The sequence below is a fragment of the Neobacillus sp. SuZ13 genome, assembly GCF_030123365.1.
GTDB lineage: Bacteria > Bacillota > Bacilli > Bacillales > Cytobacillaceae > Neobacillus.
In genome coordinates, this window is record NZ_CP126107.1 from 5,969,191 (window position 1) to 5,994,979 (window position 25,789).

Sequence of the window (25,789 nt, forward strand, 5' to 3'; positions counted from 1 at the left end):
TGCCTTTCCTCAAATGACTTCAAGTATCGCCTTTGCTACGCCGCTTTCTACGTTGGTGTCTGTAATTACATCACAAAGAGATTTGATTTCATAATTGGCATTTCCCATCGCCACTGATCTGCCGGCTTTTTCAAACATCGACACATCATTATAATTATCACCAATCGCCATCGTTTCCGCCAAGTCAATTCCTCTTTCTTTCACAAACGATTCAAGTGCAATTCCCTTTTGAGCCTCACGGTTCGTGATTTCGAGGTTTTCATGACCAGAAGATGCGATTGCAAGTTCTTCTAAGTCTGCTAATGCTTGATTTGCTGCTTCTAATTTTTCTCCATCAAACGAGAAGACCAGAAATTTATAGATTTGATACTGATCATTCGCAAATAGCAGTTCATAATCTTCAATTGTTTGGATTAAGCCATCACGGATTCTTGCCCCTGCGGCTTCAATGATTTCAGCCTGATTGGCTTCTGGGTTCGCACTCATCACGATATCAACAAGAATGGAAACGGCCTTGTCTGGGTCAATCGTGAAGGCACCCTGATTTGTGTAAACTTCGAAATACACGTCCTTTTCTGTAAGCCTTGCAGCAACCTCACGAGCTAATTGTTTCCCGATTGGAGTAGCTGAAAGAACGTCTCCCTCTTTGGAACGTACTTCCGCGCCATTCACACAAATAACTGGGCAGGTTAAGCCCGCCTCAGAAAGGACGTAAGTAGCCTCTTGATACGACCGGCCTGTTGCAACCACTACTTCAACCCCTTGTGACTGCGCTTTTAAAATAGCTTCCTTATTCGCTGAGCTGATTTGTTGAACTGAATTCAATAATGTTCCATCCATATCTGTTGCAATACATTTAATCATGCTGTCCACCCTCTATCCCTTTTCATTATTGCCATTTTAACAGATTATCCAAAACATTATCTCCCTAATGCTCAAGCTAAATACTTACTTCCTTCGCGAACACTTAACGGTGCTAGCTTTGTCGCTTCGATAAATTTTTTCACGGAATCAGGATTGGTCTTTGAATATTCCCGTAGCGTCCAGCCAATGGCTTTTTGGATAAAAAACTCCTTGCTGTCCGCATTAAGGCGTATGTATTGATAAAGCAACTCTTCATTTGTGTTCTCTTTATACTTTAATTGAAAAAGAAGTGCCGCCCTGCGCAGCCAAAGGTAATCATGGGTGGCCCAGCTATCAATTGTTTCCGCCACGACGTCAGGAAACCTTTTGGCAATTTCCCCAACCGGTTTAGGGGAAATCGCATCAACTGTATCCCACCACGATTTGGTTTGAATCAATTCCTCCATAAATGGTAAATCCCTCTTCTCAAGCTTTTTTAACGATTTTTCCATATAAACCAATCCTGTATATTGGTATTCACGTTCATCCTTCGCCCAAAGATCGCGAATAAACTGTTGATTAAACGGCTCCTTTAACAAACCAGTTTCATGAAAAAATTGCTTCTCGAGCACACTTCGATCTGGTTTCTTGATGCCAAGGAAAGGAAAGTGGTCTTTCATATACTTCTCCATTGGTCCAGCATTTGCTTCATTGCGATTTGCCTCAAATAGTTTTGTTAACAAATCTATATTTGACTGCATCCAATCACCCTTTCAAAAAATTCCCGTCCGCTATCTAATAATTCAAATATTACCTTTATTTTACCTGCATAAACAACTTACTCGAAACCAAACTAAATCATAGTAGAAAAGGAGGGATCGATGATGACGAAGAAATACAACAAAGGCAGCAAGAATCAAAACTCCCCGCAAGCAGGTCATGCAGAGGCTGAATTCTCGAGCGAATTTGTCAGCGGTGATAATAGCAAAGGTAATAAGCGCAACAAGGGTCAACAAAGCAAAACGAATCCGCACTCTTAAAATGAAAAAATCGGCTTTAGAAAGTCGATTCAGGCTGTCGATAAACTTTCGACAGCCTTTTATTTTTTAAAAAAGTCCGTCCTTTTACAATGAAGATATTGGCCGCCCATCTGTCTCCTTAATTCTTTTATAAAATATAGGGTACCTTTTTGGTTTTCATTCCGAAAGCCAACATAAAATAGGCTTCCTTCGCAGTTTTAAATCAAAGTCAATCACATCAAAGCCTCATTTCAGTGTAAATTTACACCTTAAACAATAAATCTCATAAATTTTTTTACGGTCTAACAAGTCTATGGGCGAATTATGGTGGTTAATGGGCGAATTATCAGCCTCAATGAGCGAATTTCGATGTACAATGAGCTAATTTTCAGTCCCAATGGGCGAATCTAAGAAAACAACAATCCTTTAGAAAAAATCGTAAAAGGACATGTATATAAAGAGCACAAAGGAACGGTGTGGCAATTCTTAAAGTTGAATTGCTCCCTGTTGATTGGAGCGGATAATAACAGTCCTGTTAGCAGGCAGGAGCCCACTCTGAACCTTAATCATGAAAATAAATGTCATCAAAAAAGAACTGCCCATTATTCAGGACAGTTCTTACATGTTATTGACAACTAAATGACCTGATTCTGCTTAAATCCATTCCGTAATATTCCCAGTGATATCCACTCCAGCGATATCCGGCAATAGAGGTCCTGCCAACATAAGTCGGATAATACCAGAAGTTTCTACCATTTCTCAACCAAATATAAGTATAGCGGTACAGACAGTGCCGAATTCCTCCTGGGTCAACCGCATATAAGCCAACTGTTTCATGCGGAATAAAGGTTGGTGGCGGTCCGGTCGGGGCACCACCATAATGTGGGCCTCCTCCATATGGTGGATGATAACCTCCTCCATGCGGCGGCGGTTGATATCCTCCCCCGTGTGGCGGCGGTTGATGGCCTCCTCCATGTGGCGGCGGTTGATGACCTCCCCCGTGCGGCGGCGGTTGATGACCTCCTCCGTGTGGCGGCGGTTGATGGCCTCCTCCATGTGGCGGCGGTTGATGACCTCCCCCGTGCGGCGGCGGTTGATGACCTCCTCCGTGCGGCGGCGGTTGATGACCTCCTCCGTGCGGCGGTGGTTGATGGCCTCCTCCATGTGGCGGCGGTTGATGACCTCCTCCGTGTGGCGGCGGTTGATGGCCTCCTCCGTGCGGCGGTGGTTGATGGCCTCCTCCATGCGGCGGCGGTTGATGGCCTCCTCCGTACGGCGGCAGTTGATGGCCTCCTCCGTGCGGCGGCGGCGGTTGATGGCTTCCTCCGTACGGCGGTGGTTGTGTTTGTTGCCGATAGTTGTTTTCATAAGGAAAATTAGGCATTCTACCATGACCCTGAGGGTAATTGAAATGATCCAAGGTTATTAATCCCCTTCTATTTAATTTTCCCTTTAACGTATGCGCCCTGCCTAATTTGGTGAAAGGTAAAACATTAGTCCTATTTGAAAATTTTGTTAATCTACTTTACTTGCTGCTAACTCTCTTATTTCCTCTGCAATTTTATTCTGGATCTGTTCTACAACAGAGAAATCCATCGCAGCAATATATATTTCCTCTAACTCATCATGAAGTTCCTTTGCCCTTGCTAAATAGGAGATTGCCTCATTCATTTTATTTTTATAATTGGTTGAAATTTTAGTAATGATCTCTTCAAAAATTTCATCTGTCCCTGGAGCGATTAGTAGTTCATACATATCAATGATTTCATCGCCATCTCGGCTTGGGAAGTACTCATGTGGTGCCGTGCTATCAAAGATCGCAATTCCTAGCTCTCTGAAAATAACCATATCAAGGCTGTGCGGGTCAAAGCCACAATGGTAAACCTCTACATCCACCCCTCTGACTTCAGCCGCTGCCGCAAGCTTCTTCAGCATGGTTGACTTCCCAGAGCCTGGGCGCCCTTTAATAAAGTAACGTTTTGGAATCTCTTCGGTTAGATTCGGAACATAATCAACCGCTCCTTTAGGCGTTGCTGCCCCTAAAAAGCGATGACGGATATCTGATTTTTTACTCAGCTTCATTTTTCCAAAGAAAGTATCAATTAATTTGTCCGTTAATTGGTCTGCCTTCTTAAAATCCATGCTGTTGATATAGATCTTTTCCCAATCATCATGAATATCCAATGCTTCTTTAAACGTATCATATGCCTTATGAAAGGACTGGCTGATTTGATTGGTTAACTTCAGGATTGTACTTTTATGGATCGCTAAGGCACGGGCATTCCAAGCCTCACCGAGGTTAATATACTCATCCACCGCACCTGGTGCCTTTGGTTCAATCACATGCGGGGCGGTTCCATCAACGATTCCCACCTTTAACGCCGGGACAATCACGCCATCAATGGAATTATTATCGGAAGAACAATGTAAGAATTCAACATCATAGCCCTTTTCAAGCCACTCATTGCCGATTTTTTTCATAAGTGAGGATTTACCTGTTCCTGGTCCGCCTTTTAAAATAAATAGCCGGTCGAGACCTTGAAGATTTGAATCGTATAAATTATGAAAACCTCTAGCTGTATTACCGCCAGCAAAGTAGTTTTTAATTTTTCCTGCCACTGAATCAACACTCCCTTTTATCGTGACACTCGAAAGATAATTTCACCCTATCTTATGCGATTGCCACCTATAGGTGAGTGCCTAGTAAAAAAATCTTACTTAATGATCGGGACAATGTCAGCTTTTGTGACCTCTTGCAATTGGTCAGGGTCTAAAGCAATTTGAACACCAATTTTCCCGGCACTGACAATGATGATCTCCAACCCCTTGGCATGTTCATCAATAAACGTCTTATACTCCTTTTTCATACCGATCGGCGAACAGCCGCCGCGGATATACCCTGTCCATTTCTGAATATCCTTGACGGGAAGCATTTCAATGTTCTTTTCACCAGCTGCCTTCGCGGCCTTTTTTAAATCCAATTCCTCAGCAACGGGAATAACGAAGACATAGATATTCTTGCTTGCACCCTGTGCAACGAGAGTCTTATAGACTTCCTTAGGATTCTTACCAATTTTCTCAGCAACAGAGACACCGTCAATTTTTCCATCTTTATTATCATAGGTAAACATGTCATAGCTGACCTTTTTTGCATCTAAAATGCGCATCGCATTCGTTTTTGGTTGTGCCACGTTTTCATTCCTCCCTGACTTTGAAGACTACAAACTAGTTTCTAGCATACTGGATTAGTAGAATTTACACAAAATCACCCAGAATCTGTCACCCATTTGTCACTATAATAAATAATTATTATAGTACACTAAAATTAACAATTATTAATTACTTTCATTTCCAAAATAGATAATATCTTCATTATTACTATTTAAAAACCGTTTATGTTCAATACTTCACAAACATTATACAAACATATAGAAAGACGCTGTTTTCTATACTATTTTCCATGAGGTGAAATAAATGAAATACGATTTAGTCCTTTTGCATGCACCAAGCGTCTATGATTTTCGAAAAAACTCCCTGCTTGCCGGTCCCATAAGTGATGTAGTTCCCTCATCACCCGTATTTGAAATGTACCCAATTGGCATTACCAGTATCGCGGAATACCTGGAAAGGTACGGTCTTCGAGTGAAAATCATTAATATCGCCAATCGCATGCTCATGAGTGACAAATTTGATGTCGAAGCAAAGTTAAAGAACATCCAAACAAAGGCCTTCGGAATTGACTTACACTGGCTTCCACATGCACACGGCAGCATCGAGTTAGCTAGAGTGGTTAAAAAGCTTCATCCTGATACCCCGGTGATTTTTGGAGGCCTGTCTTCGACCTATTATCATAAAGAATTGATTGATTATCCGTGTATCGATTTTGTTATGCGCGGTGATTCCACTGAAAAATTGATGCTGCTGTTGATAAATAAAATCGAACAAGGGAATACCCACTATGCTGACATCCCCAATTTAACGTGGAAGAAGGGCGACGATATTGGCTACAATCCACTTACCTATGTACCAAAGGATTTAGATGATCTAGATGTGCCGGGATATCGCTATGCGATACGCTCTGTCTTTAAATATCGGAACTTCCTTGACCCGCTGCCATACAACGGCTGGCTGCAGTACCCGAACACGGCCTTACTAACAGCGCGAGGCTGCTCACAGAACTGCCTCATTTGCGGCGGTTCTAAGGATGCTTATGATCAAAACTGTAACCGCAATTCGCTTGCCTTACGGTCGCCCGAAAAGCTCATCGAAGATATTAAATTCATTTCCCGCTTTAGCCGGGCACCCATTTTTATCCTGCATGATTTACACCAGGGTGGACGTGAATATGTAAAAGAATTTTTTAGCCGACTGAAAGAACTTAATCTCAAAAATGAAGTCGTTTTTGAATTATTCCAGTATGCCGATGAAGAATTCTTTCAACAAATGAATGAAAGCGTTCCAAAATATAGTATTGAAATCACGCTTGAAACCCATGATGAAAAGATTAGACGTTACAATGGGAAATTTAATTGTACCAACTCAAAAGTCATCGATACGCTCAATTTTGCCTTAAAGCATGGCTGTAAAAAAATCGATCTATTCTTCATGGTTGGAATTCCAGGCCAAACGTATGACAGCGCCTTAGAAAACATTGATTTCTGTGAAAAGATTCATCTTGCCTGTCATCAAGACAAACGGATTTTCTATTTCGTTGCACCGCTTGCACCGTTCCTAGATCCTGCCAGCCCAGCCTTTGAACATCCTGAGCTGCACGGCTATAAAAAGTTCTGCCATACCCTTGAGGACCACCGCAAGGCGATCACCCAGCCATCTTGGAAGCATATGCTTAGCTATGAGACTAAAGATATGACCCGTGATGATATTGTGAATTCCACCTATGAATCTGCTAAACTACTAAATGAATTTAAATTAAAATATGGGCTGATTGATGAAGACGGGTATCTTGAAATCAATTGGAAGATTGAGAAATCGATTAATTATATTGCAAAAATAGACTATGTTCTCTCGCTTCCTAAAGAGCAGCAAGGAGCAAAATTAGCGAGGATTCGGGAGGAAATAGAAGAGCTAAATAAATATAGTATTTGTGGAAAGAACGATTTAAAGTGGGAAGTCCAAAAGAATTACGCTAACTTCTTTTCACTAACATTAGTAGGACTTGAACAGTTGTATGAGGATTATGCAAACAAAATTAGACATCTAATGCAGCCGAAACGGCGACAGCAATTCCGGCTGGAACCTGAACAACGGAAAATGAAGATATAATGTTAAAAGGAGTTGGGGGATCCCCAACTCCTTTTTGAAGGCAAATCGAATTAATGCCCGCCAAGATAAGCATTTCTAATTTGGTCGCTCGAGCTAAGCTCTTCGGCTGTACCAGAAGCGACAATTTTTCCTGTTTCAATAACATAAGCACGGTCAGCGATCGAGAGGGCCATATTGGCATTTTGCTCTACTAATAGAATCGTTGTGCCTGTTTTATTGATTTCCTCGATAATTTTGAAAATCGTTTTTACTAATAGAGGAGCAAGACCCATGGACGGCTCATCTAACAGCAATAAACGCGGCCTAGCCATCAATGCTCTTCCCATCGCGAGCATTTGCTGCTCTCCGCCTGAAAGGGTACCTGATTGCTGCTTTTTACGCTCTAACAACCGTGGGAACAATTGATATACCTTTTCAAAATCTTCTTGAATCCCTTTTTTATCTTTCCTCAAGTACGCACCTAATTCAAGGTTTTCCTCCACTGACATGTTCGAGAACACGCGGCGGCCTTCCGGTACTTGTGAAATTCCCCGTTTCACAATTGATTGCGGGACCTTCCCGGCTACATGTTCACCCTCAAACAATACTTCACCATTTTTCGGTTTCAATAGTCCTGATATTGTTTGTAAAAGTGTACTTTTTCCTGCACCATTAGCACCAATCAACGTAACAATTTCTCCCTGATTGATCTCGAGGGAAACCCCCTTTAATGCGTGGATATTACCATAATAAACATTTATATCATTTACTTTTAGCATTAGGAGACCTCCTCTCCAAGATAGGCTTCGATGACTTTTGGATTATTTCTGATTTGTTCTGGTGTCCCATCCGCAATTAATTGTCCATGGTCAAGCACATAGATGCGCTCGCACACACCCATAACAAGACCCATGTCATGTTCAATTAAGAGGATTGTTAATGAAAATTTCTCACGGATTAACGCAATTAAGTTCATTAATTCTTCTGTTTCCTGCGGGTTCATCCCGGCAGCCGGTTCATCAAGCAGTAATAATTTTGGTCCGGCTGCTAATGCCCGGGCAATTTCAAGGCGACGCTGCTGACCATACGGTAAGTTCTTTGCTTTCTCGTGCATTACATTTTCCAACTTGAAGATTTTCAAGAATTCAATTGCCTTTTCTTCCATTTCCTTTTCACCAGTAAAGTGAGCTGGAAGGCGGAAGATAGAGCTTACCATCGAATGCTTAGCCAATGAATGATAAGCGACCTTTACATTATCGAGAACAGACAGATCACTAAACAAGCGAATGTTTTGGAAGGTCCGGCTGATTCCTTTTTTGGTGATTTTATAGGGTGCTAATCCATTAAGTTTTTCACCAGTTAACGAAATAGTTCCCTCCGTTGGAACATAGACACCTGTTAGCAAGTTAAAAAATGTGGTTTTACCTGCACCATTGGGGCCAATTAAACCGACAAGTTCACCCTGATTTAATTGCAAGTTTACATCAGATACAGCTTTTAAACCGCCGAAACGAATCCCGACATTTTCTACTTTAAGCAACTGGGTTTTTGTTGTCATGCTTTACTCCTCCTTTAGCCGCTTTACCAACTTTAAAGAATGAGGTAATTTCTTTTGTGCCGAGCAGGCCTTGCGGACGGAAAAGCATCATCACGATTAGGACAAGACTGTATATAACCATCCGAACCTCTGGATAGCTAGATAGATAAGTTGAAATGATTGTTAACAGGATTGCAGCAATCACTGCTCCTGACATACTACCTAGCCCGCCTAGAACAACGAATATTAAAATATCAAAAGATTTCAAGAATCCAAAGTTTGTTGGCTGGATAATATAAAAGTTATGTGCATATAATGCACCAGCAATTCCGGCAAAAAATGCACCGATGGCAAAAGCTGTTACCTTATAATAAGTTGTATTAATCCCCATCGCATCGGCAGCAATTTCATTTTCTCTTATCGAAATACACGCACGACCATGAGTCGAATTTGTAAAGTTTGCAATTACTACAATTGTTAAAATAACACAACCGATCAACCATGGCCATGTGGTAAAGTGGGAAACTGTCATTCCGCTTGCTCCACCGACGTAATCAATATTTAAGAAGACAATTCTTACAATCTCACCGAATCCAAGTGTGGCAATCGCTAGATAGTCACCTTTTAATCGAAGGGAAGGAATCCCAATAATGAGACCGGCTACTGCTGCAGCTACACCGCCAACAAGAAGGGCCACTGGAAATGGGAGGCTAAATTTCATTGTCATAATGGCTGAGGCATAGGCACCAACGGCAAGGAACCCAGCATGTCCAATCGAAAACTGACCGGTAATACCAATAATTAAATGAAGACTTACTGCAAGAATAATATTTATTCCAATAAAAAATAGCGTATTTACATAAAACTGATTCAATGAACCACCATTAATTAAAAATTGCATGACGACCGCAAATACTACGGCTAAAACGATCGAGGTCCAGAAAAATTTTGCTTGTTTTAAAATTGTCATTGCTTAAAGACCTCCTTACACCTTTTCCCTGATATTTTTACCAAATAAGCCAGCTGGACGGAAAATCAAAATTAAGATAAGTACAACAAACGCTACTCCGTCTCTCCATAGAGAGTAACCTGCAGCACTTACAAGTGACTCAATAACCCCTAACAATAAACCACCGGTCATCGCGCCAGGAATAATTCCAATTCCACCTAAAACGGCTGCGACAAACGCTTTAAGCCCTGGGATAATTCCCATTAACGGCTCAATTTTTGTATAGTATACCCCAAAGACAACGCCCGCCGCTCCTGCTAGGGCAGAACCGATCGCAAAAGTTGCTGAAATCGTGTTATTTACATTGATTCCCATTAATCTTGCAGCATCCATGTCATGTGATACAGCCCGCATGGCTTTACCAATTTTTGTTTTATGAACGATAAATTGCAGTAAAATCATTAAGATGACAGATGTTCCTAAAATAAGGATGGACTGACCGCTAATTTTTACCCCAAAAATTTCAAGGGTTTTTAGTGGAACGATTCCATCTGGATAAGCTTCCGGCTGAGCACCGCGGATATAGATGGTTCCATACTCGATAAACAGCGAGACTCCAATCGCTGTAATAAGGGCAGCGATTCTTGTTGCATTTCGGAGAGGTTTATAGGCAATCCTCTCAATTAATACACCGAAGATTGCACAGGCAACCATTGAAATAAGTAATGCCGGGAAAAATCCTAAATCAAGAATAGTAATGGAATAGAAACCTATAAATGCACCGACCATGAAGACATCCCCATGGGCAAAGTTAATTAGTTTTACAATACCGTATACCATTGTGTAACCTAGGGCAATTAGTGCATAAATACTGCCCAAGGAAATTCCATTGACAAGCTGCTGTATTAATTCCATATGTCTTACACTCCTTTGGACCGACTTCAACGAATCTTTTTTTAAATACAATTAACAATGTTTACATGTTGGGAAACTTGCATTTCTTTTAGAAAGTGGAATAGGGAGACATTACGCTCCCTATCCCTCTGGCAAACTATGAAAATTTGTCTAGCAGATACTATTATGGGTTGATTTTTGTCTTAAATTGTTGTTCACCGTTCTTGTACTCAAGGATAACTGCTGCTTTGATTGGATCATGGTTTTTATCAAGCTTCACTTTACCTGAAACAAGCTCTAATCCATCAGTCTCTTCAAGCGCCTTTTGAATTTTACTAGAATCACTGCTTCCTGCACGCTTAATCGCATCAGCAAGGAAGTATACTGTGTCATAACCTAGAGCTGTAAAGGCATCTGGTGATTTACCATCGTATTTCGCTTTGAATGCAGAAACGAATTCTTGAACCTTCTTATCACTATCACCTGAAGAGTAGTGGTTTGTAATAAATGTGTTATTAAGTGTTTTTGCGCCAGCGATTTCTACTAGTTTAGGAGAATCCCAACCGTCACCACCCATGATTGGTACATTTAAGCCAAGCTCACGAGCTTGTTTGATAATTAACCCTACTTCTTCATAGAAACCAGGAACAAAGATATATTCTGGATTTGCTGCTTTAATATTTGTTAAAGTAGCACGGAAATCTGTATCCTTTGCCACATATGCTTCTTCTTTAACAATTTTCCCGCCATTTGCTTCAAAATTCTTTTTGAAAGAAGCAGCAAGACCTTTAGAGTAGTCGCTTGAGCTATCAATTAAAACAGCCGCACTCTTAACCTTTAAATCATTGGTTGCAAAGTTCGCTGCAACTGTACCTTGGAATGGGTCGATAAAGCATGTACGGAAGACAAAGTCATTTAGCTTTCCGTCTTTATTTGTGATCGTAGCGTTTGTTGCAGTTGGTGTGATTAATGGAATTTTGTTATCTTGAGCAATCTGTACTTGAGCTAATGTGTTTGTACTTGTTGCTGCCCCAATCATTGCCACTACTTTATCTTGAGTAGCAAGTTTCAGTGCACCATTCGTTGCCTCAGCTGCATCCGACTTATTGTCGACTGTTACTAATTTCAATTTTTTGCCATTAATTCCTTCTTTGTTAATTTCTTCGATGGCTAATTCAATACCTTCTTTTGCTGATTGACCATAAGAAGCTACTCCGCCAGATAGTTCAAGGTTGGCACCAATTTTAATATCGCCGCCTTTTTCCCCATCACCACTAGCACTTGAATTACATCCTGCCAACACCCCTGCTGCTACCATAAAAGACATAAATACACCAGCTAATTTTCTCTTCCTCATGACTTACCCCCTAATTTTTTGAAAAATTTTCCCAACTACTTTTGTCTAACTGTTTTAAAAAAAGATAATATTCTGAAAACATTGTACATAATATTTAGGGGTTCGTCTAGTGGTATTATACATTATTTTAAAATAATTTGCAATATATTAAAAATACTGTTTTATCAAAACAAAAACTTTATTCCACTAAAGTCCAAAAGGATTTGCTTATATTAGGGGGAAAAGTACTGTTTTTCAAATATTTTAGTTAAATATGTTTCCCTATTTACAATAAAAGAAAGAGACTCCAAATTAAGGAATCTCTACACCCAAAATTATTATACTAATTCTTTTCTTTTCGTTTCTTTTCCCAAAAAGAGGACCGAAAGAGCACCGACAAGGACAGCGATACAGAAAATCGTGAAAATGGTTGAAATCGACACGTTTTTTGTAACAAGCGACCCTACCAATAATGGTCCAAGAACCCCGCCGATCCGTCCAAACGAAGCAGCCATCCCAGTACCCGTTCCACGGATGATCGTTGGGTATTGTTCTGGTGAGTAGGCATAAAGGCCGCCCCAAGCTCCAAGATTAAAAAATGATAAAAGGATACCCGCTGTCAGCAATTGAGCCGTGGAATCTGCCGTTCCAAAGAAATAGGCACTGACTGCAGTTCCGAGTAAATAAACGACTAAGACAAATTTCCTTCCGAACTTTTCGATAAACCATGCGGCCGTGAAGTAACCTGGCAGCTGTGCTAAGGTCATAATTAGAACATATTCAAAGCTTTTTACTAAGCTAAAGCCCTTCATACCCATGACGCTTGGAAGCCAAAGGAACATCCCATAATAGGAAAAGACGACACAAAACCAGACGATCCACAGCATTGCGGTCTGACGGCGATACTCTTTCGACCATAATTTTGCAAAGCTTTGAAAAGCAGAGATTCTTTCGGTTTTCTTTAATGCTGTAAAGCGCGGCGAGTCAGGTAAACCAATTCGTAAATATAAGGCATACAAAGCAGGAATAGCACTAATAATTAAGGCAATCTGCCAGCCATACTTTGGAATGATAAAGTAGGAAATAAGGGCGGATACCAACCATCCGCCTGCCCAAAAACTCTCCAACAGGACAACCACTCTGCCGCGTTTTTCAGCAGGGACACTTTCTGATACAAGGGTCGAGGCAACTGGCAGTTCTCCCCCAAGACCTGCGCCAATGAAAAATCTTAGCGCTAAAAAGACACCTAGTGTTGTTGCAAGCGCGGAAAGACCGCTTCCGATAGAAAATAATAATAAAGTGATGATAAATACATTTTTACGGCCGATTTTATCTGCCATTAAACCAAAAATAAGTGCCCCAACGGCCATCCCGATTGAATTGATACTCCCAATCCAGCCCATCTGTCCAGGAGTTAGATCCCATTCTACTTTTAAGGCTGCGATGATAAATGAAAGCATGCCGACGTCCATAGCATCGAACATCCAGCCCATCCCGGCGATGCCAAGCAATCTCCGGCCTGATATTTCCTTTTTGTTGTTCATGTCGATCCCCCTAAGCTTGTAGCTATTTTTTACATTATTCCCTAAATTTCTTAAGTTTAGGTACAGAAAAATTCTATTAATCATTAGTATTCTACCAAGTGTCTTTACAGTTGTCATTATTTAGTGTCATTTTTTGATAGAGATATTTGGGATTTTATAGGGAAATAACATGGGATGGGGCATTTAGCATTTAAAAAAACATCGCTCCGAGGGTGGTTCATTTACGGCTATATGTTAAAGGATGCTTCAACGGTCAATCCAAGGCGTCTCCTTTTACCGCTACAAGCCAAAAGTCCATTCATCGGGCAATCCAAGGCGCCTCCTTTTACCGCTACAAGCCAAAAGTCCATTCATCGGTTAATCCAAGGGCCTCCTTCTACCGCTACAAGCCAAAAGTCCATTCATCGGTTAATCCAAAGCGTCTCCACCTCAGCAACCTAAATATCATCCCTTGAGTAATGAAAGCTAAATTATGTACAAAAAAAAGACTGGTTCCCCAGTCTCCACATCATTCTAAACCCGCGTCCACGTTTTTGAATTGATTATAAAACATACTATAATATTTACCTTCCTGGCTCATTAATTCCTCGTGATTACCGTTCTCGATGATTTCTCCGTGGTCGATGACCATGATGGTATCAGCACCCTGAATTGTGTTGAGGCGGTGGGCAATGATGAAACTGGTCCGGTTCTCCATCAAGGATAGTAAGGCTTCTTGAATATGAAGCTCGGTTCGAGTGTCAATACTGCTCGTTGCCTCATCTAGGATGAGCAAAGCAGGCTTCGCTAGGATCACTCTCGCTATCGCTAACAGCTGCCGCTGTCCTTGACTTAAATTGCCGCCATTTTCGGTTAAGACCGTGTCATATTGGTTGGGCAGCCGCTTAATAAACGTGTCGGCATTGGCCATCTTCGCCGCACGCTCGACCTCGTCGTCGGTTGCCTGCGCATTTCCATACTTGATATTTTCCTTGATTGTCCCAGAGAATAAATACGTATCCTGGAGGACAAATCCAAAACAGCTCCGCAAACTGTCCCGTGTGTACTCACGAATATCATGGCCATCAAGCAGAATGCGTCCACTGGTCACGTCATAAAATCTCGTCAGCAAGTTTACAATTGTTGTTTTCCCAGCACCGGTTGGACCAACGAGGGCGGTACTGCTGCCGATAACAGCTTCAAAGCTGACATTTTTTAGAATCGGAACATCGGCCCGATATCCAAAACTAACATTTTCAAAAATAACATGGCCTCTTGGCTTTTCTAAATTAATAGCGTGAGGATGGTCGAGCGGTTCCTCTTGTTCATCGATGATTTCAAAGACGCGCTCTGCACCAGCCACGCCGGACTGAAGAATATTAAAAATATTAGCCAAATCATTAAGCGGGCGGACGAATTGCCTCGAGTAGGTAATGAAACTAGCAATCGCCCCAACCGTGATGATGCTTTTTACCGCAAGAATTCCACCAACTACGGCGACGATAGCAAAGCCTAGGTTATTGATCACGTTCATGATTGGCATCAAAAACCCGGACCAGATTTGCGCCTTGAGGCCGACTTCACGCAATCTTGTATTAACCACATCAAACTCTTCAATGACTTTCTCCTCATGATTAAAAGCTTTAACAATTTCAATTCCAGATATAGTTTCCTCAATATGTCCATTTAATTTTCCGAGCTGGACTTGTTGGTCTTTAAAAAAAACACTGGTCCGTTTCGCAATCGTCCTCGTCAATAAAAAGACGAGCGGTACGGTAATTAAGCTTGCCAGCGTTAATAACGGGCTTATTAGAAGCATCAATATTAATGACCCGGTAATAATGACCACTCCGGACATTAATTGCGTCGTCGATTGCGAGATGGTGTTACTCACGTTATCAACATCGTTTGAAAGCCTGCTCATTAACTCACCATGTGAACGAGCGTCGAAAAATGATACCGGCAAGCTTTGTAACTTTTTAAAAAGGGCATCTCGTAAGCGTTTGACAATCCGCTGCGATACACCTGCCATCAGCCAGCCTTGTAAAAAAGTAAGCAAACTGTCTGACACATAAGCAGCTACCAAAATGGCAATCATCACTTCAAGAAAGCCAAAATCGACTTTACCGCCCTGACTACTCATCGCATCAATTGCTTTCCCAATCAGGAAGGGGGCAAGCAGCATCAGGGCAGAATCAATCACTATAAAGATAAAAATGACCGACAGCATTTTTCGCTCTTTGCCGAAGTATTCCCACAGCCTTTTTAGCGTTCCTTTAAAGTTCTTCGGCTTTACAACCGGGCCGCGGCGATGAGCACCGCCAAATCCGCCAGGTCGCATTGGCGGCGGGGTTGCGGGGGTGGAGGTCGTTTGTACGTTTTCCTTTGACATTAATGCGACATCTCCTTACCGACTTGTGATTGATAAATTTCCTGGTAGACCCGGCAATCCTTCAATAGATCCTGATGGGTTCCCATCCCAACCAACTCACCGTGATCGAGGACGATGATTTTATCGGCATCGATAATCGAGGTGATCCGCTGCGCAATTAACAAACAAGTGAGCCCCTTCGCATATTTCTTCAGGGCCTCCTTGATTTTTGCCTCTGTGGCAACATCCACGGCACTTGTACTATCATCTAATATCAATATCTCTGGTTTTTTCACTAACGCCCGGGCAATCGAAATCCGCTGTTTTTGTCCGCCCGAAAAATTAACACCGCCCTGACCAATTCTCGTTTGGTAGCCTTCTGGAGATTTCTCGATAAAATCATGCGCCCCTGCGATGGTCGCAGCAGCTGCCACTTCCGCATCAGTTGCGTCTTCTTTCCCCCAGCGAATATTTTCCGCGACACTGCCTGTGAATAAAATATTCTTCTGAGGAACCATCGCAATTTTCTCCCGTAAAATCTTCGGATCGACCAGCTTACTATCTACACCATCGACCTTAATCGTTCCGCTCACAATATCATAAAAGCGGGGAATCAGTCCGACTAGCGTACTTTTCCCCGATCCGGTTGAACCAATGATGCCAACCGTTTCTCCGGGCAGAATAGTGAGATTAATATTTTTTAAGACGGGATCACCCACACCGCCTTCATAAGAAAAAGAAACATCTTCAAATTCAATTCGTCCTTTTTCTATAAAAGGTTCGTCCTGCTGTTCATTCCAAGTAGGGGGATCCTCTTGTAAAAATACTTCATTGATTCTCCCAGCGGAGGCTTTGGCTCTGACAAACATGTTAAAAACCATCGAAATCATCATCAGTGAAAATAATATTTGTGTCATATAGTTGATAAAGGCAATAATATGTCCAACTTGAATATCACCAGTATCCACGCCGTTTCCGCCAATCCAAAGGACAGCGACAATGCCAAGATTCACAGTCAACATAATCAGCGGGCTAAAGGTGGCCATCAGGCGGTTCGCTGCAATGGATTTTTGTTTATAGTCGTCATTCACTGCTTTAAATTTGCCAACCTCAACATCAAACCGATTAAAGGCCTTCACCACCCTGACACCGGATAGGTATTCCCGCATCACACTGTTCACTCGGTCCAATGCTTTTTGGACACGAGAAAAGCGGGGGAAGCCTAATCGTAGATTAAAAATAATTAACAAGGCAACAATCGGAACGACCACAGCCAGAACAACCGAGAGCTGCAAGTTTAACCGTGTCGCCATAATCAACCCGCCGATCGCGAGTAACGGAGCTTTAACGAATATCCGCATTAATCCATTGACAAACACCTGAACTTGGGTAACATCATTCGTTAGCCTTGTCACTAATGAGGCACGGTCAAATTTATCAATGTTTTTAAACGAAAGCATTTGAATTTTTTTAAATAAGTCCAATCTTAACTCGGTCCCGAAGTTTTGGGAAACAATGCTCGCAACCACACTTCTAGTCGAAGCAGCCACAGCGCCACCGGCTGTAATGAGCAACATTAGTCCGCCCATTTTCAACACATAATGGATATCCCTGTTAGCTACCCCTTCATCAATAATTTTTGCCATAATGGTAGGCTGCAATAGATCACTTAGGGCCTCAAAGGTAAGAAATAGAACCGCTATGCTAAAAGATTTCCAATATGTCCTTATGTATTTTGATAAAAATTTCATGCTCTCACTCCAGCCTGTCGGAAATCTCCCTCTAGGATTATTATATTTTTTTCCAGTGATTTAACCAAGTAATTACCCTGCTATTTTGGTTTAATTGCCCATAAAAAAAGCGGCCCATTGATGAATGGACCACGTTTCTGATGTTTCTATTTTTGAACTGGGCTAAACTCATGAACCCAAACTCGCATTTGCGGAAGCCAAGGCATTCCAGGGTGATAGCTTAGAATCGACTGTTTATACTCTTCAACCGTTGCAAAACCCTCGCGACGGGCATCGTCATCTGTTAGTTCACCTAATGCTTGGGAATAGACGCGATCGACCACAAAATCACGGCCTTCTAGTGTCATGATTTCACCTGGGTCTGCATAGCGGCCATTACGGCGTGTCGCTGTTTTTTCTCCTGCTAGGACTTTTTTTACATCGGCTTCCATCGTTATTAAGCGTTCTACCGAGCAAGTTTTTGGTGGTAAGGTATTGTTATCGTTTACTGTCGTCATTTTTTCTTCTCCTCCTATTTCCAATTCATTTATCTATATTAACACTATCAAGATGATTAAATCCATTTTTGAAACGAATTTAAACCACTTGTCCGCCTTTATCCTTGTATTTAAGAATGCCTTCGGCCGCACGGTAGGCTAAGGCTCCGACAGTATCGGTTGGATTGTAACCGGAATTGTGTGGAAACGCGGTTGCACCCACAACAAACAAGTTATCATAATCCCACATTTGCAAATAATTATTTACTGCTGAAGTTGCAGGGTCATCCCCCATGATGACGCCGCCAGTATTGTGTGTGGATTGATAAGTAGTGATATCATATGGACCTAATTCTTTCATCGTATCGATATGATTCGCTCCCATTTCTTTCAGAACATCCGCACATTTGGAGGCAAGGAACTTAGCAAGATTCCGATCTTGATCCTCAAAATCAAACGTTATGCGTATTAATGGATCTCCGTAAGCATCTTTATAGGTTGGGTCAAGGTCTAGATAATGGTGTTGAAACGGCATAGAGGAACCTTGAGCACCTACGGATAAAAAGCGGTTCGCATATTTGACCGACTTTTGCTTGAATTCTTTTCCCCAGGTTGGTTTGCCGCCAGGAACTGGGTTATTTTGAATCGGTCTCATCCCCGTTTGGCTGAGCGAAACCATTCCGCCATGGATAAAATTGACCTTAGAGTGGTCAAAATTATCACCATTATAGTCATCCAAAACCATGCCAAGCGATCCGGCTCCGGCAAAGGTATTAAACTCTTTATCATCAAAAAAGCCAACCGCATTTCCTTTGATGACTTGATACGCATAATTTTTTCCAATCACGCCTTTACCTGATTGCGGATCATATGCTTTTCCTACGTCCGACATTAATAATAGACGGATATTATTAAATACATAACTGGTCATTACAACAATATCAGCCGGCTGCTCAATTTCCTCACCAGTAGTCACATCGGTGTACAAAACGCCCGTTACTTTATCGCCTTTTTTTAATATCCTTCTTACATTTGAATGAGTTCTTATTTCAAAATTTCCTGTTTTGTTGGCGACAGGAATAACGGTTACCACAGGGTCAGCCTTTGCTCCATATTCGCATCCAAAGCGCTCGCAGTATCCGCAATATTGACAGGCTGAGCGTGAGACTCCATCTGGATTTTTGTAGGATTCTGAAAGATTCGCAGACGGCATCATATACGGATGCAGTTTCAACTTTTTCGCCGCTTCCTCAAACATCTTCAGCGGCGGTGACTTTTTCATTGGTGGAGTAGGATACTTATCCGACCGTTTACCGGCAAGTGGATTTTCCTCCCCAGAAATCCCGGTAAGTTTTTCAAACTTATCATAATAAGGTTCCAGTTCATCATAGGTAATACCCCAATCCTGAATGGTCATCCCGGCTGGAATTTTATTTTTCCCATACCTTTCAACGGTTTTGCTATAGATTTCAAAATCGTAGGGCAAAAAGCGGAAAGTCTGACCGTTCCAGTGGACACCCGAACCCCCTAAACCATCGCCAAGCAAAAATGAACCATACTGACGCATCGGCAAAGCTCGAATTCGTTCATTTCCTCGGAAAGTAATCGTTTCTTTGGACAGATCTTGCATCAATCCATAGCGTAATGCATAACGAAGTTCGTCATGAACCATAAAGTAATCTTCCGTTTTGCGTTCCTTGCCCCTTTCCAAACCAACGACTTTCAATCCCTTTTTGGTCAGTTCAGAGGCAATGATTCCACCTGCCCAACCTACACCAACAATCACTACATCGACTTTCGGTAATTTCCTTGCCATCGCTGCCACCTGCCTCTTCGTAGTTAGAAATGAATCTTTTAAAATTTAATCCCTGTCTAGCTTCCGCTTTTCTTGATGTCTAGCTCCAGCGCCTAGCGGCTAGTGTCCTTCGCTCTCCACCCTACGATAAGTCAAGCACGAATGCGCTAACGCTCTTCGTGTTTCCTTTATCTCAGTTGGAGTGCTCCAGGCCATACGCCGCTAACCAGGCGCTTCCGCTTTTCTAGTGATTCAAATGATTTTTTAGACTTTGTGGATTTATCTTCTTAAAATCTTTTTCAATAACATCTGTGTACGCCATTTGACTGCCTGGATAGTTTCGCATTTTCCAGCCGTCCATATTTCTATTTCCTCCATAGAGTGGGTCACTGTAAGCACCTTCTAGCGTTGCGCTTCTCAGCAAAAGGAAGAATCCACTTGGAGAAATGGTCGTCAAATTCACCTTATCTTGTTCAAAATCACTAAGAATGGCATCCTGTTCTTCCTCTTTTAGTTCAGTGAATTTTTTCTTATGAACCGCCATACTGTGATTTTGAAGTTCCCTTAGGCCAATATCAAAAATATCTCTGCGTCTTAACCGACCTTGGTAGCCTTGGACTTTTTCCCCTTTAAAAAAAGGGGCCTGCATATATTCCCTTGCATTAAATCCCCAATCACCGGCTAACTGATGGTCAATGAAGAAAGCTACCCCGAGTGCTTTAGCACCTGGTCCAGACTCATCCTCAGGAAAAATCCGTTCTGTTGCGGCTTCGGTCAGTTGAAATTGTTCAGGTGTAAAATACATCAATGCCTGATTAAAATTCTCTGCCGCTGGTGGTGGTGCTTTTTGTTGTTTATCATTATTTCGAGGGATGAGACTACCCAAGACACCACCAACAGCTAGACCGCCAACAGTGAAGCCTGTATTGCGTAAAAACTTTCTTCTTGATAAGGTTTCAGGATTCTGTTTTTGTTCTTCAGCCATTTTTAAACCTCCATGATTTTTCGACATTATTCTAAATCAACTAATTTTAATATGTTCCCAAAATAATCCACTAATACTTAGAAATAGCAGCGGAGAAAATAATTTTAAAAAAAGGAGGCATTTTTATGTTGAAAAGAAAATGGAAAATCTGGGGCTTCCCATTCTTTGGTGCGGTGTTAATGCTAACAGCTTGTGCAAGTCAAAACGGAATAAAGGAAAATGAAGTAGGGGCTGCAGAAAATATCAACTATCATGATCAGTCGGTGAACAACAAAGGAAATGGGCATGTCCACAATCAAAATAGTGTCAATGTCATCCCAAGCGTAGATCGAGCAAAGAAAAGTACAACCAATCGAAATGGCCAAACAACCGAAGGGGTAGGCACAAATGTTTATAGTTTGATTGGCAGTTCCAGCCTTCATGACGGCGGGATATCCTCCCATTTGGAATCACGTCTATCCGGAGAGGGCATCCCTGGAATAAAGGTATTTGTCCTTGATGACACGGTTATTTTGGCACGTGCTAAACAAGAAGTAACCTCAACTCGTTATGATGAACTTCAAAATAAGGTGTTAAAAAGTACTTCCGGCTTGTCAGGCAAGGGTAATCTTGATGGGGTTGATCAAGACAAGTTAAATAATGACGATAATTTGGATCGAGCGAAAGAAGTGATCGATAAAGCCTTTAACGGCAATGTTCAGGTCTTAACGATTACAAACCCAAAAGCGTTGCCGCTGATTGATGGAATCAAGGCCAATATAAAGGCAAAAAATCCATCCTATAGCAAGCTTTCAAGCGATATTATTACCCTTGTGAAAATGTCTAGTGAAAAGTAAGAACATGGAGATATTCCGAAGTTAGAAAATAAAGCTCAGATTCTAAAAAGAATCTGGGCTTTATTCTTTACCACAAAAGTGGTGAAACTAATATAAAGATAGTTCGTCTAATTACAAAAGGAGAGGGTTGAATATGAAAAATCTAATTATGCCTGGCCTGTTTCTAGTCATGCTATTATTCATTACGAGTTGTTCCCAACAGGAAGGTCTTGATCCAAAATCGAACAACTCCAATCAACCAATGTCTTCCCAAGAAGAGTCTGCAAGCACCACAAATACCCAGTCCATTGAAAATCAACCAGGCACTGTCACAAAAGGGAAATTAGTAGAATCAAGCTTAACCTATTCAGTTAAGTCGGATGGAATTGAATTTCATTTCAAGGTAAAAAACTCCTTAGACCACCCACAGACACTCCATTTTAAAACCCTCCAACGGTATGACTATATTTTAAAATCAAGCAATGGCACGGTTGTTAAACAATTGTCAAAGGAACAACCAAACCCTAAACTTCCTAGTGAGGAATTCCTTAAACCGAAGGGCGAGTTAAATTATACAGGAACGATTAAAAATCTATCAAAAGGAGCATATTCCATTACCTTTATTTTGCTGGCAAAAGAGGAACCAGCAAAAGTAAGCTTAAAATTTACCATTCATTAGAAAGTGCAAAATAATAAATGAAAAAACAAGAAATACCCCTGAAAGATCTTCAGGGGTATAACCATGTAAAGATGGTTAATTATTTCTTTACAACCTTAACTGTTGTTGAAGAGCTAGTGTTACCAGCTTTATCTTTTGCAGTTACTTTTAAAACAGTTCCTGTTTTAAGAGCTTTTTTAAGCTTCACACTGTATTCGCCTTTCGAATTAGCTACATCAGTTCCAAGTGTTTTTGAACCAGCTTTAACAGTTACAGTTGCGCCTGCTTCTGCTTTACCAGTTACTTTTTTATCATTGCTGTCAACTTTCTTAACAGAAGGTTTTGCTGGTTTTGTTTTGTCCTTAACTGTAGTTTTGGCTACCTTACTTACGTTTCCAACACTATCAGTTGCTGTTACGGTGACAACAGTATTAGCCTTAATCGCTTTCTTTAATGCCGCGCTATACTTACCATACTTGTCAGTAGTAGCGGTTCCAATTGTAGTAGAACCTACTTTAACAGTTACTTTTGATCCAACTTCTGCTTTACCTGTTACTTTCTTATCATTATCATCTACTTGATAAACTGTTGGTGTGACAGGTGCAGTATTATCAACAGTATAGGAAGCTTGACTTGAAACTGATTTGCCATCATCATCTGTAGCAGTTACTTTTACAGTATATTTACCTGTGGCGCTGTTAGGTATTGTAAGTGTATTTTTAAATGATTGTTCGATACCAGTTACAGTCTCGGAATCAGTTAAAATAGCTCTACCATTTTTGTCTTTCAACTCATATTTAAGAGCTAAGCTCTCACCTGAACCGTCCTGGTGAACAGTACCAGAAACTGCTAATTCTTTGTGTGCTGCTTGGTTTGAATAAGTAGTTTTGCTTAATGGATTTATTTTTACTGAATGAACATCTCCTGTGTGAAGCTCAATCGCCCCAACAGACATATCATCGGCTTGACCGACAACATGGATTTTCAAACCATATTTTGGTACATTACGACCAGAGTAAATTTGACCAGGATTGCTATAATCTCTGGAATCGTCAAATGCAGTTACTGCTGGTTGTGCACCTAAGGACATATATCCACCTAAAATGTCCTTATAATCTAAATATAACTTATCTGTTTTGTTTAAAGAGAAAGCCGCATCTTGAATTTGGTATCTTGTTGCAGCCGGACCTGTAACATCTTTTGCATCATTAGGATTTGAGTCTTTCCAGATTGCCGTTTCTTGATGGGCATCAACAACTCCTAAGAACCCTTCACCTGGATGATCGCCTACCCAGTTATCAGTATATTTATTGTCAACATACCAAAGAACAAGCCCTGGATCATGTGTTAATTGAGATTTACCGCGAGTAGTGGTAGCTAGTCCTGCATCCGTACCAGCATGTGAACGCCACTCAGCTAAATAGTATTGTGTTGATAATTTAATACCATTATTTTTCTCAAAGCCATCAAAAGTAAATGGTGAAGTTGCACCTTCAGCATCGTCTGATAATACATCTGCGCCATCGGCCTTTACTTTCACAGCATCTACATAGAAACCAGGAAGGGAAACGCCAGCATCAGTTACATAACTGAATTGTAGTGATACTTTTTTACCTGCAAATGCAGAAAGATCAAATGTAGCATCTACCCAGCCGTTAGAGTCGTTAGTAATTCCGTTACCCAAATTTGCTTCATATGGGTTAGTAGTAGTTGTGATACTACCTGGAATAGAAACATAATCTTCCGCGCCCTCTTCTTTTACTTCAACATAAGCATAGTCATAACCATCTTCAATCTTATACCATGTCTTAAATGTTAATTGTGCAGATGTTTTACCTGTTAAATTAACATCTACATTCATAGAGTTGTTTAATTCATCGGCACTGCCGCTAAAGTATTCATATTGACCGCTGGCAGGTGTGTTAATAGTTGTTGATTTTTCTGGCAAGTTAATTTTCACAGCATCAGCATTGGTACCTTTCTCGCTTGCTTGGTCCAATCTAACTGTTTTACCACTTGCTAGGTCCTCAAGGTTATATTCAACATTTTTGAACCAATTTGAACCTGGCATAGTTGCTTGTAAATATTCTTTATCATATGGGCTAAAACCAGTTGGTTCTGTTCCGTTGATTTTACCTGCCCAGCTTCCAGCTGACATGATTGTCCAATATTCAGTAGGAGCACCAACAGAGTTATGTGTGTACATTGTATCGTATTCATCTGGCAGACCTAAGTCATGACCAAATTCGTGCGCGAATACACCTGCTGCTCCGTCTTCAGGTTCTACTGTATAACCATAAGCAATCATCTGACCGCCCCAATATGGAACCTTTGCTGTCGAGCCAGCAATTCGTGGTAAATCAGTAAGAGCCGAGCTGTGAGACCAAATAGCGTCCCCGCCGAGTTGACCGCCGCCTGCTTCTTCACCAATACCAGAGTGAACAACCATTAAATGGTCGATAATTCCGTCTGGCTCAAAGTAGTTTCCATCACCATCCAAGTCAAATTCATCTTGAATATCATAATCTTGTAAGTTAATATCAGGATCTTGAGCTGCTTTCGTTAAAGCTTCTTTGATTAAATCACGCGGATGTGCATCATTTCCATCCGGTGTTGGCACGTTGCCGCCATAGTATGCTGCAGGATTGTCCGCTGTATACCACTTTGAAACTTGTCCATCAACAGTATAACTGCCGCCTGACTGTTCTTCGTAATATTGTTTCATAGACACAAGCTTTTCACCATTTGGACCAACATACCCATTTTCACCAAAAATCATATCTTGGTAATGTTGTTGAGTATAATCGTCATATTGAAGAACAGCTCCATCACCTTCTTCAATCGTACTATTAGGTGCATCAGAATATTCCATTAATAGAACAAGTACCTTATCTGTTCTTTCTGGACCATCCCATGTTTCCTTCTTAATCGGATCTACCTTAGAAGAAGTAACAGGATTAGAAACGTTACTCTTAGAGGCTTTGTTGGCTTTTGGAACACCTGCATCTTTTACTTTTAATTTTGCCTTTTCTTGCATTTGAGTACGAATTTTCTTAACTTCTTGTTGATTCGTACCGGCAACGTTGGCTTTAGCCGCACGTTTAGCAAAATAAGCATTCATTTGTTTTTGCTGCTCTTGAGGAGAAGCATTTTTATTCACGATCCCTTGATCGATTAATAGATTAAGAACTTTATCTTCATTCACTAGACCAATATCAAAAGGACCGCCAGTGTGCTTACCAAGGAATGGCAGTGTTGATCCTTCTGGAGTTTGTAAAACATTTGAGTAAGGAACTTTTGTAACAGTACTAGATTGCGCAAATACAGCAGGTGCGAAAGAACTAAATACAAGACCAGTCGATAATAGTGATGTCCCAAGGACATTCTTCCAATTCACCATCGTTTTTCCCCCTAATTATTAAACATATGTAATCTGCTAAATTACTTTATTTCTCGTTTCATCCCTCCTTTAAGAATTGTAATCTACTACAGAATTTCCATATTTTAATAGATTACAACCGTGGAATTTTATTCTATCATTAAAATATTCCAAATTCACTAACTATTTATAATAT

General features: G+C 41.1%; 21 protein-coding genes. 4 read left to right on the top strand and 17 right to left on the bottom strand.

Annotated features, from left to right (window positions below; translation table 11 throughout):
- Nucleotides 1-9: 9 nt before the first annotated feature.
- Both QNH17_RS29310 and QNH17_RS29315 read right to left on the bottom strand, forming a co-directional pair.
- A complete protein-coding gene (locus QNH17_RS29310) occupies nt 10-864 on the bottom strand; it encodes a Cof-type HAD-IIB family hydrolase (protein WP_283876790.1) in 855 nt (284 codons plus the stop codon).
- Nucleotides 865-935: 71 nt separating this feature from the next.
- Nucleotides 936-1,604: a DNA alkylation repair protein gene (locus QNH17_RS29315; RefSeq protein ID WP_283876791.1), complete on the bottom strand. Its 669-nt coding sequence runs from the start codon at nt 1,602-1,604 to the stop codon at nt 936-938.
- A 120-nt stretch (nt 1,605-1,724) separates the two neighbouring features.
- Between QNH17_RS29315 and QNH17_RS29320 the strand changes: the two genes are divergently transcribed.
- Nucleotides 1,725-1,883 (top strand): hypothetical protein, encoded by a 159-nt coding sequence (locus QNH17_RS29320; protein ID WP_283879631.1) that lies wholly within the window; start codon nt 1,725-1,727, stop codon nt 1,881-1,883.
- A 738-nt stretch (nt 1,884-2,621) separates the two neighbouring features.
- On the opposite strand, the gene QNH17_RS29325 is transcribed toward QNH17_RS29320, so the two are convergent.
- From QNH17_RS29325 to ybaK, 3 genes are all read right to left on the bottom strand, one after another.
- Nucleotides 2,622-3,230, bottom strand: coding sequence for a hypothetical protein (locus tag QNH17_RS29325; RefSeq protein WP_283876792.1), 609 nt, complete (start codon nt 3,228-3,230; stop codon nt 2,622-2,624).
- A gap of 147 nt (nt 3,231-3,377) precedes the next feature.
- The gene (locus QNH17_RS29330; protein ID WP_283876793.1) at nt 3,378-4,481 is read right to left on the bottom strand and encodes a PRK06851 family protein; all 1,104 of its coding nucleotides are present in this window, start codon (nt 4,479-4,481) and stop codon (nt 3,378-3,380) included.
- 95 nt (nt 4,482-4,576) lie between these two features.
- Entirely contained in the window at nt 4,577-5,053 is a 477-nt protein-coding gene (gene ybaK, locus QNH17_RS29335) for a Cys-tRNA(Pro) deacylase (RefSeq protein WP_283876794.1), read from the bottom strand.
- A 283-nt stretch (nt 5,054-5,336) separates the two neighbouring features.
- On the opposite strand from ybaK, the gene QNH17_RS29340 reads away from it, so the two are divergent.
- Complete coding sequence (locus tag QNH17_RS29340) at nt 5,337-7,145, top strand: TIGR04190 family B12-binding domain/radical SAM domain protein (RefSeq protein WP_283876795.1); 1,809 nt, start codon at nt 5,337-5,339, stop codon at nt 7,143-7,145.
- A gap of 50 nt (nt 7,146-7,195) precedes the next feature.
- On the opposite strand, the gene QNH17_RS29345 is transcribed toward QNH17_RS29340, so the two are convergent.
- From QNH17_RS29345 to QNH17_RS29395, 11 genes are all read right to left on the bottom strand, one after another.
- Nucleotides 7,196-7,903, bottom strand: coding sequence for an ABC transporter ATP-binding protein (locus QNH17_RS29345; RefSeq protein WP_144551853.1), 708 nt, complete (start codon nt 7,901-7,903; stop codon nt 7,196-7,198).
- Complete coding sequence (locus QNH17_RS29350) at nt 7,903-8,682, bottom strand: ABC transporter ATP-binding protein (protein ID WP_283876796.1); 780 nt, start codon at nt 8,680-8,682, stop codon at nt 7,903-7,905. Before QNH17_RS29350 ends, QNH17_RS29345 begins: the two co-directional genes overlap by 1 nt.
- The gene (locus QNH17_RS29355; protein WP_283876797.1) at nt 8,657-9,631 is read right to left on the bottom strand and encodes a branched-chain amino acid ABC transporter permease; all 975 of its coding nucleotides are present in this window, start codon (nt 9,629-9,631) and stop codon (nt 8,657-8,659) included. Before QNH17_RS29355 ends, QNH17_RS29350 begins: the two co-directional genes overlap by 26 nt.
- Nucleotides 9,632-9,646: 15 nt before the next feature.
- Nucleotides 9,647-10,525, bottom strand: a complete 879-nt coding sequence (locus QNH17_RS29360) for a branched-chain amino acid ABC transporter permease (RefSeq protein WP_026568127.1) — start codon at nt 10,523-10,525, stop codon at nt 9,647-9,649.
- A gap of 163 nt (nt 10,526-10,688) precedes the next feature.
- Nucleotides 10,689-11,861 carry an ABC transporter substrate-binding protein gene (locus QNH17_RS29365; RefSeq protein WP_283876798.1) on the bottom strand — a complete coding sequence of 391 codons (1,173 nt, stop codon included), beginning with the start codon at nt 11,859-11,861 and terminating at the stop codon, nt 10,689-10,691.
- Between the two features lie 317 nt (nt 11,862-12,178).
- On the bottom strand, nt 12,179-13,384 hold the full coding sequence (locus QNH17_RS29370) for an MFS transporter (protein ID WP_283876799.1): 1,206 nt from the start codon (nt 13,382-13,384) through the stop codon (nt 12,179-12,181).
- A 508-nt stretch (nt 13,385-13,892) separates the two neighbouring features.
- Nucleotides 13,893-15,704: an ABC transporter ATP-binding protein gene (locus tag QNH17_RS29375; RefSeq protein WP_481858557.1), complete on the bottom strand. Its 1,812-nt coding sequence runs from the start codon at nt 15,702-15,704 to the stop codon at nt 13,893-13,895.
- Between the two features lie 50 nt (nt 15,705-15,754).
- A complete protein-coding gene (locus tag QNH17_RS29380) occupies nt 15,755-17,485 on the bottom strand; it encodes an ABC transporter ATP-binding protein (protein ID WP_283876801.1) in 1,731 nt (576 codons plus the stop codon).
- A gap of 146 nt (nt 17,486-17,631) precedes the next feature.
- Nucleotides 17,632-17,982 (bottom strand): ASCH domain-containing protein, encoded by a 351-nt coding sequence (locus tag QNH17_RS29385; protein ID WP_283876802.1) that lies wholly within the window; start codon nt 17,980-17,982, stop codon nt 17,632-17,634.
- A gap of 79 nt (nt 17,983-18,061) precedes the next feature.
- Complete coding sequence (locus tag QNH17_RS29390) at nt 18,062-19,777, bottom strand: GMC family oxidoreductase (protein WP_283876803.1); 1,716 nt, start codon at nt 19,775-19,777, stop codon at nt 18,062-18,064.
- Between the two features lie 223 nt (nt 19,778-20,000).
- On the bottom strand, nt 20,001-20,741 hold the full coding sequence (locus QNH17_RS29395; RefSeq protein ID WP_283876804.1) for a gluconate 2-dehydrogenase subunit 3 family protein: 741 nt from the start codon (nt 20,739-20,741) through the stop codon (nt 20,001-20,003).
- Between the two features lie 125 nt (nt 20,742-20,866).
- Between QNH17_RS29395 and QNH17_RS29400 the strand changes: the two genes are divergently transcribed.
- Both QNH17_RS29400 and QNH17_RS29405 read left to right on the top strand, forming a co-directional pair.
- Entirely contained in the window at nt 20,867-21,577 is a 711-nt protein-coding gene (locus QNH17_RS29400; protein WP_283876805.1) for a hypothetical protein, read from the top strand.
- 133 nt (nt 21,578-21,710) lie between these two features.
- Nucleotides 21,711-22,235 (top strand): BsuPI-related putative proteinase inhibitor, encoded by a 525-nt coding sequence (locus QNH17_RS29405; RefSeq protein ID WP_283876806.1) that lies wholly within the window; start codon nt 21,711-21,713, stop codon nt 22,233-22,235.
- A gap of 79 nt (nt 22,236-22,314) precedes the next feature.
- Here QNH17_RS29405 and QNH17_RS29410 read toward each other — a convergent pair whose 3' ends face one another.
- Nucleotides 22,315-25,614, bottom strand: a complete 3,300-nt coding sequence (locus QNH17_RS29410; protein ID WP_283876807.1) for an immune inhibitor A domain-containing protein — start codon at nt 25,612-25,614, stop codon at nt 22,315-22,317.
- Nucleotides 25,615-25,789: the final 175 nt, after the last annotated feature.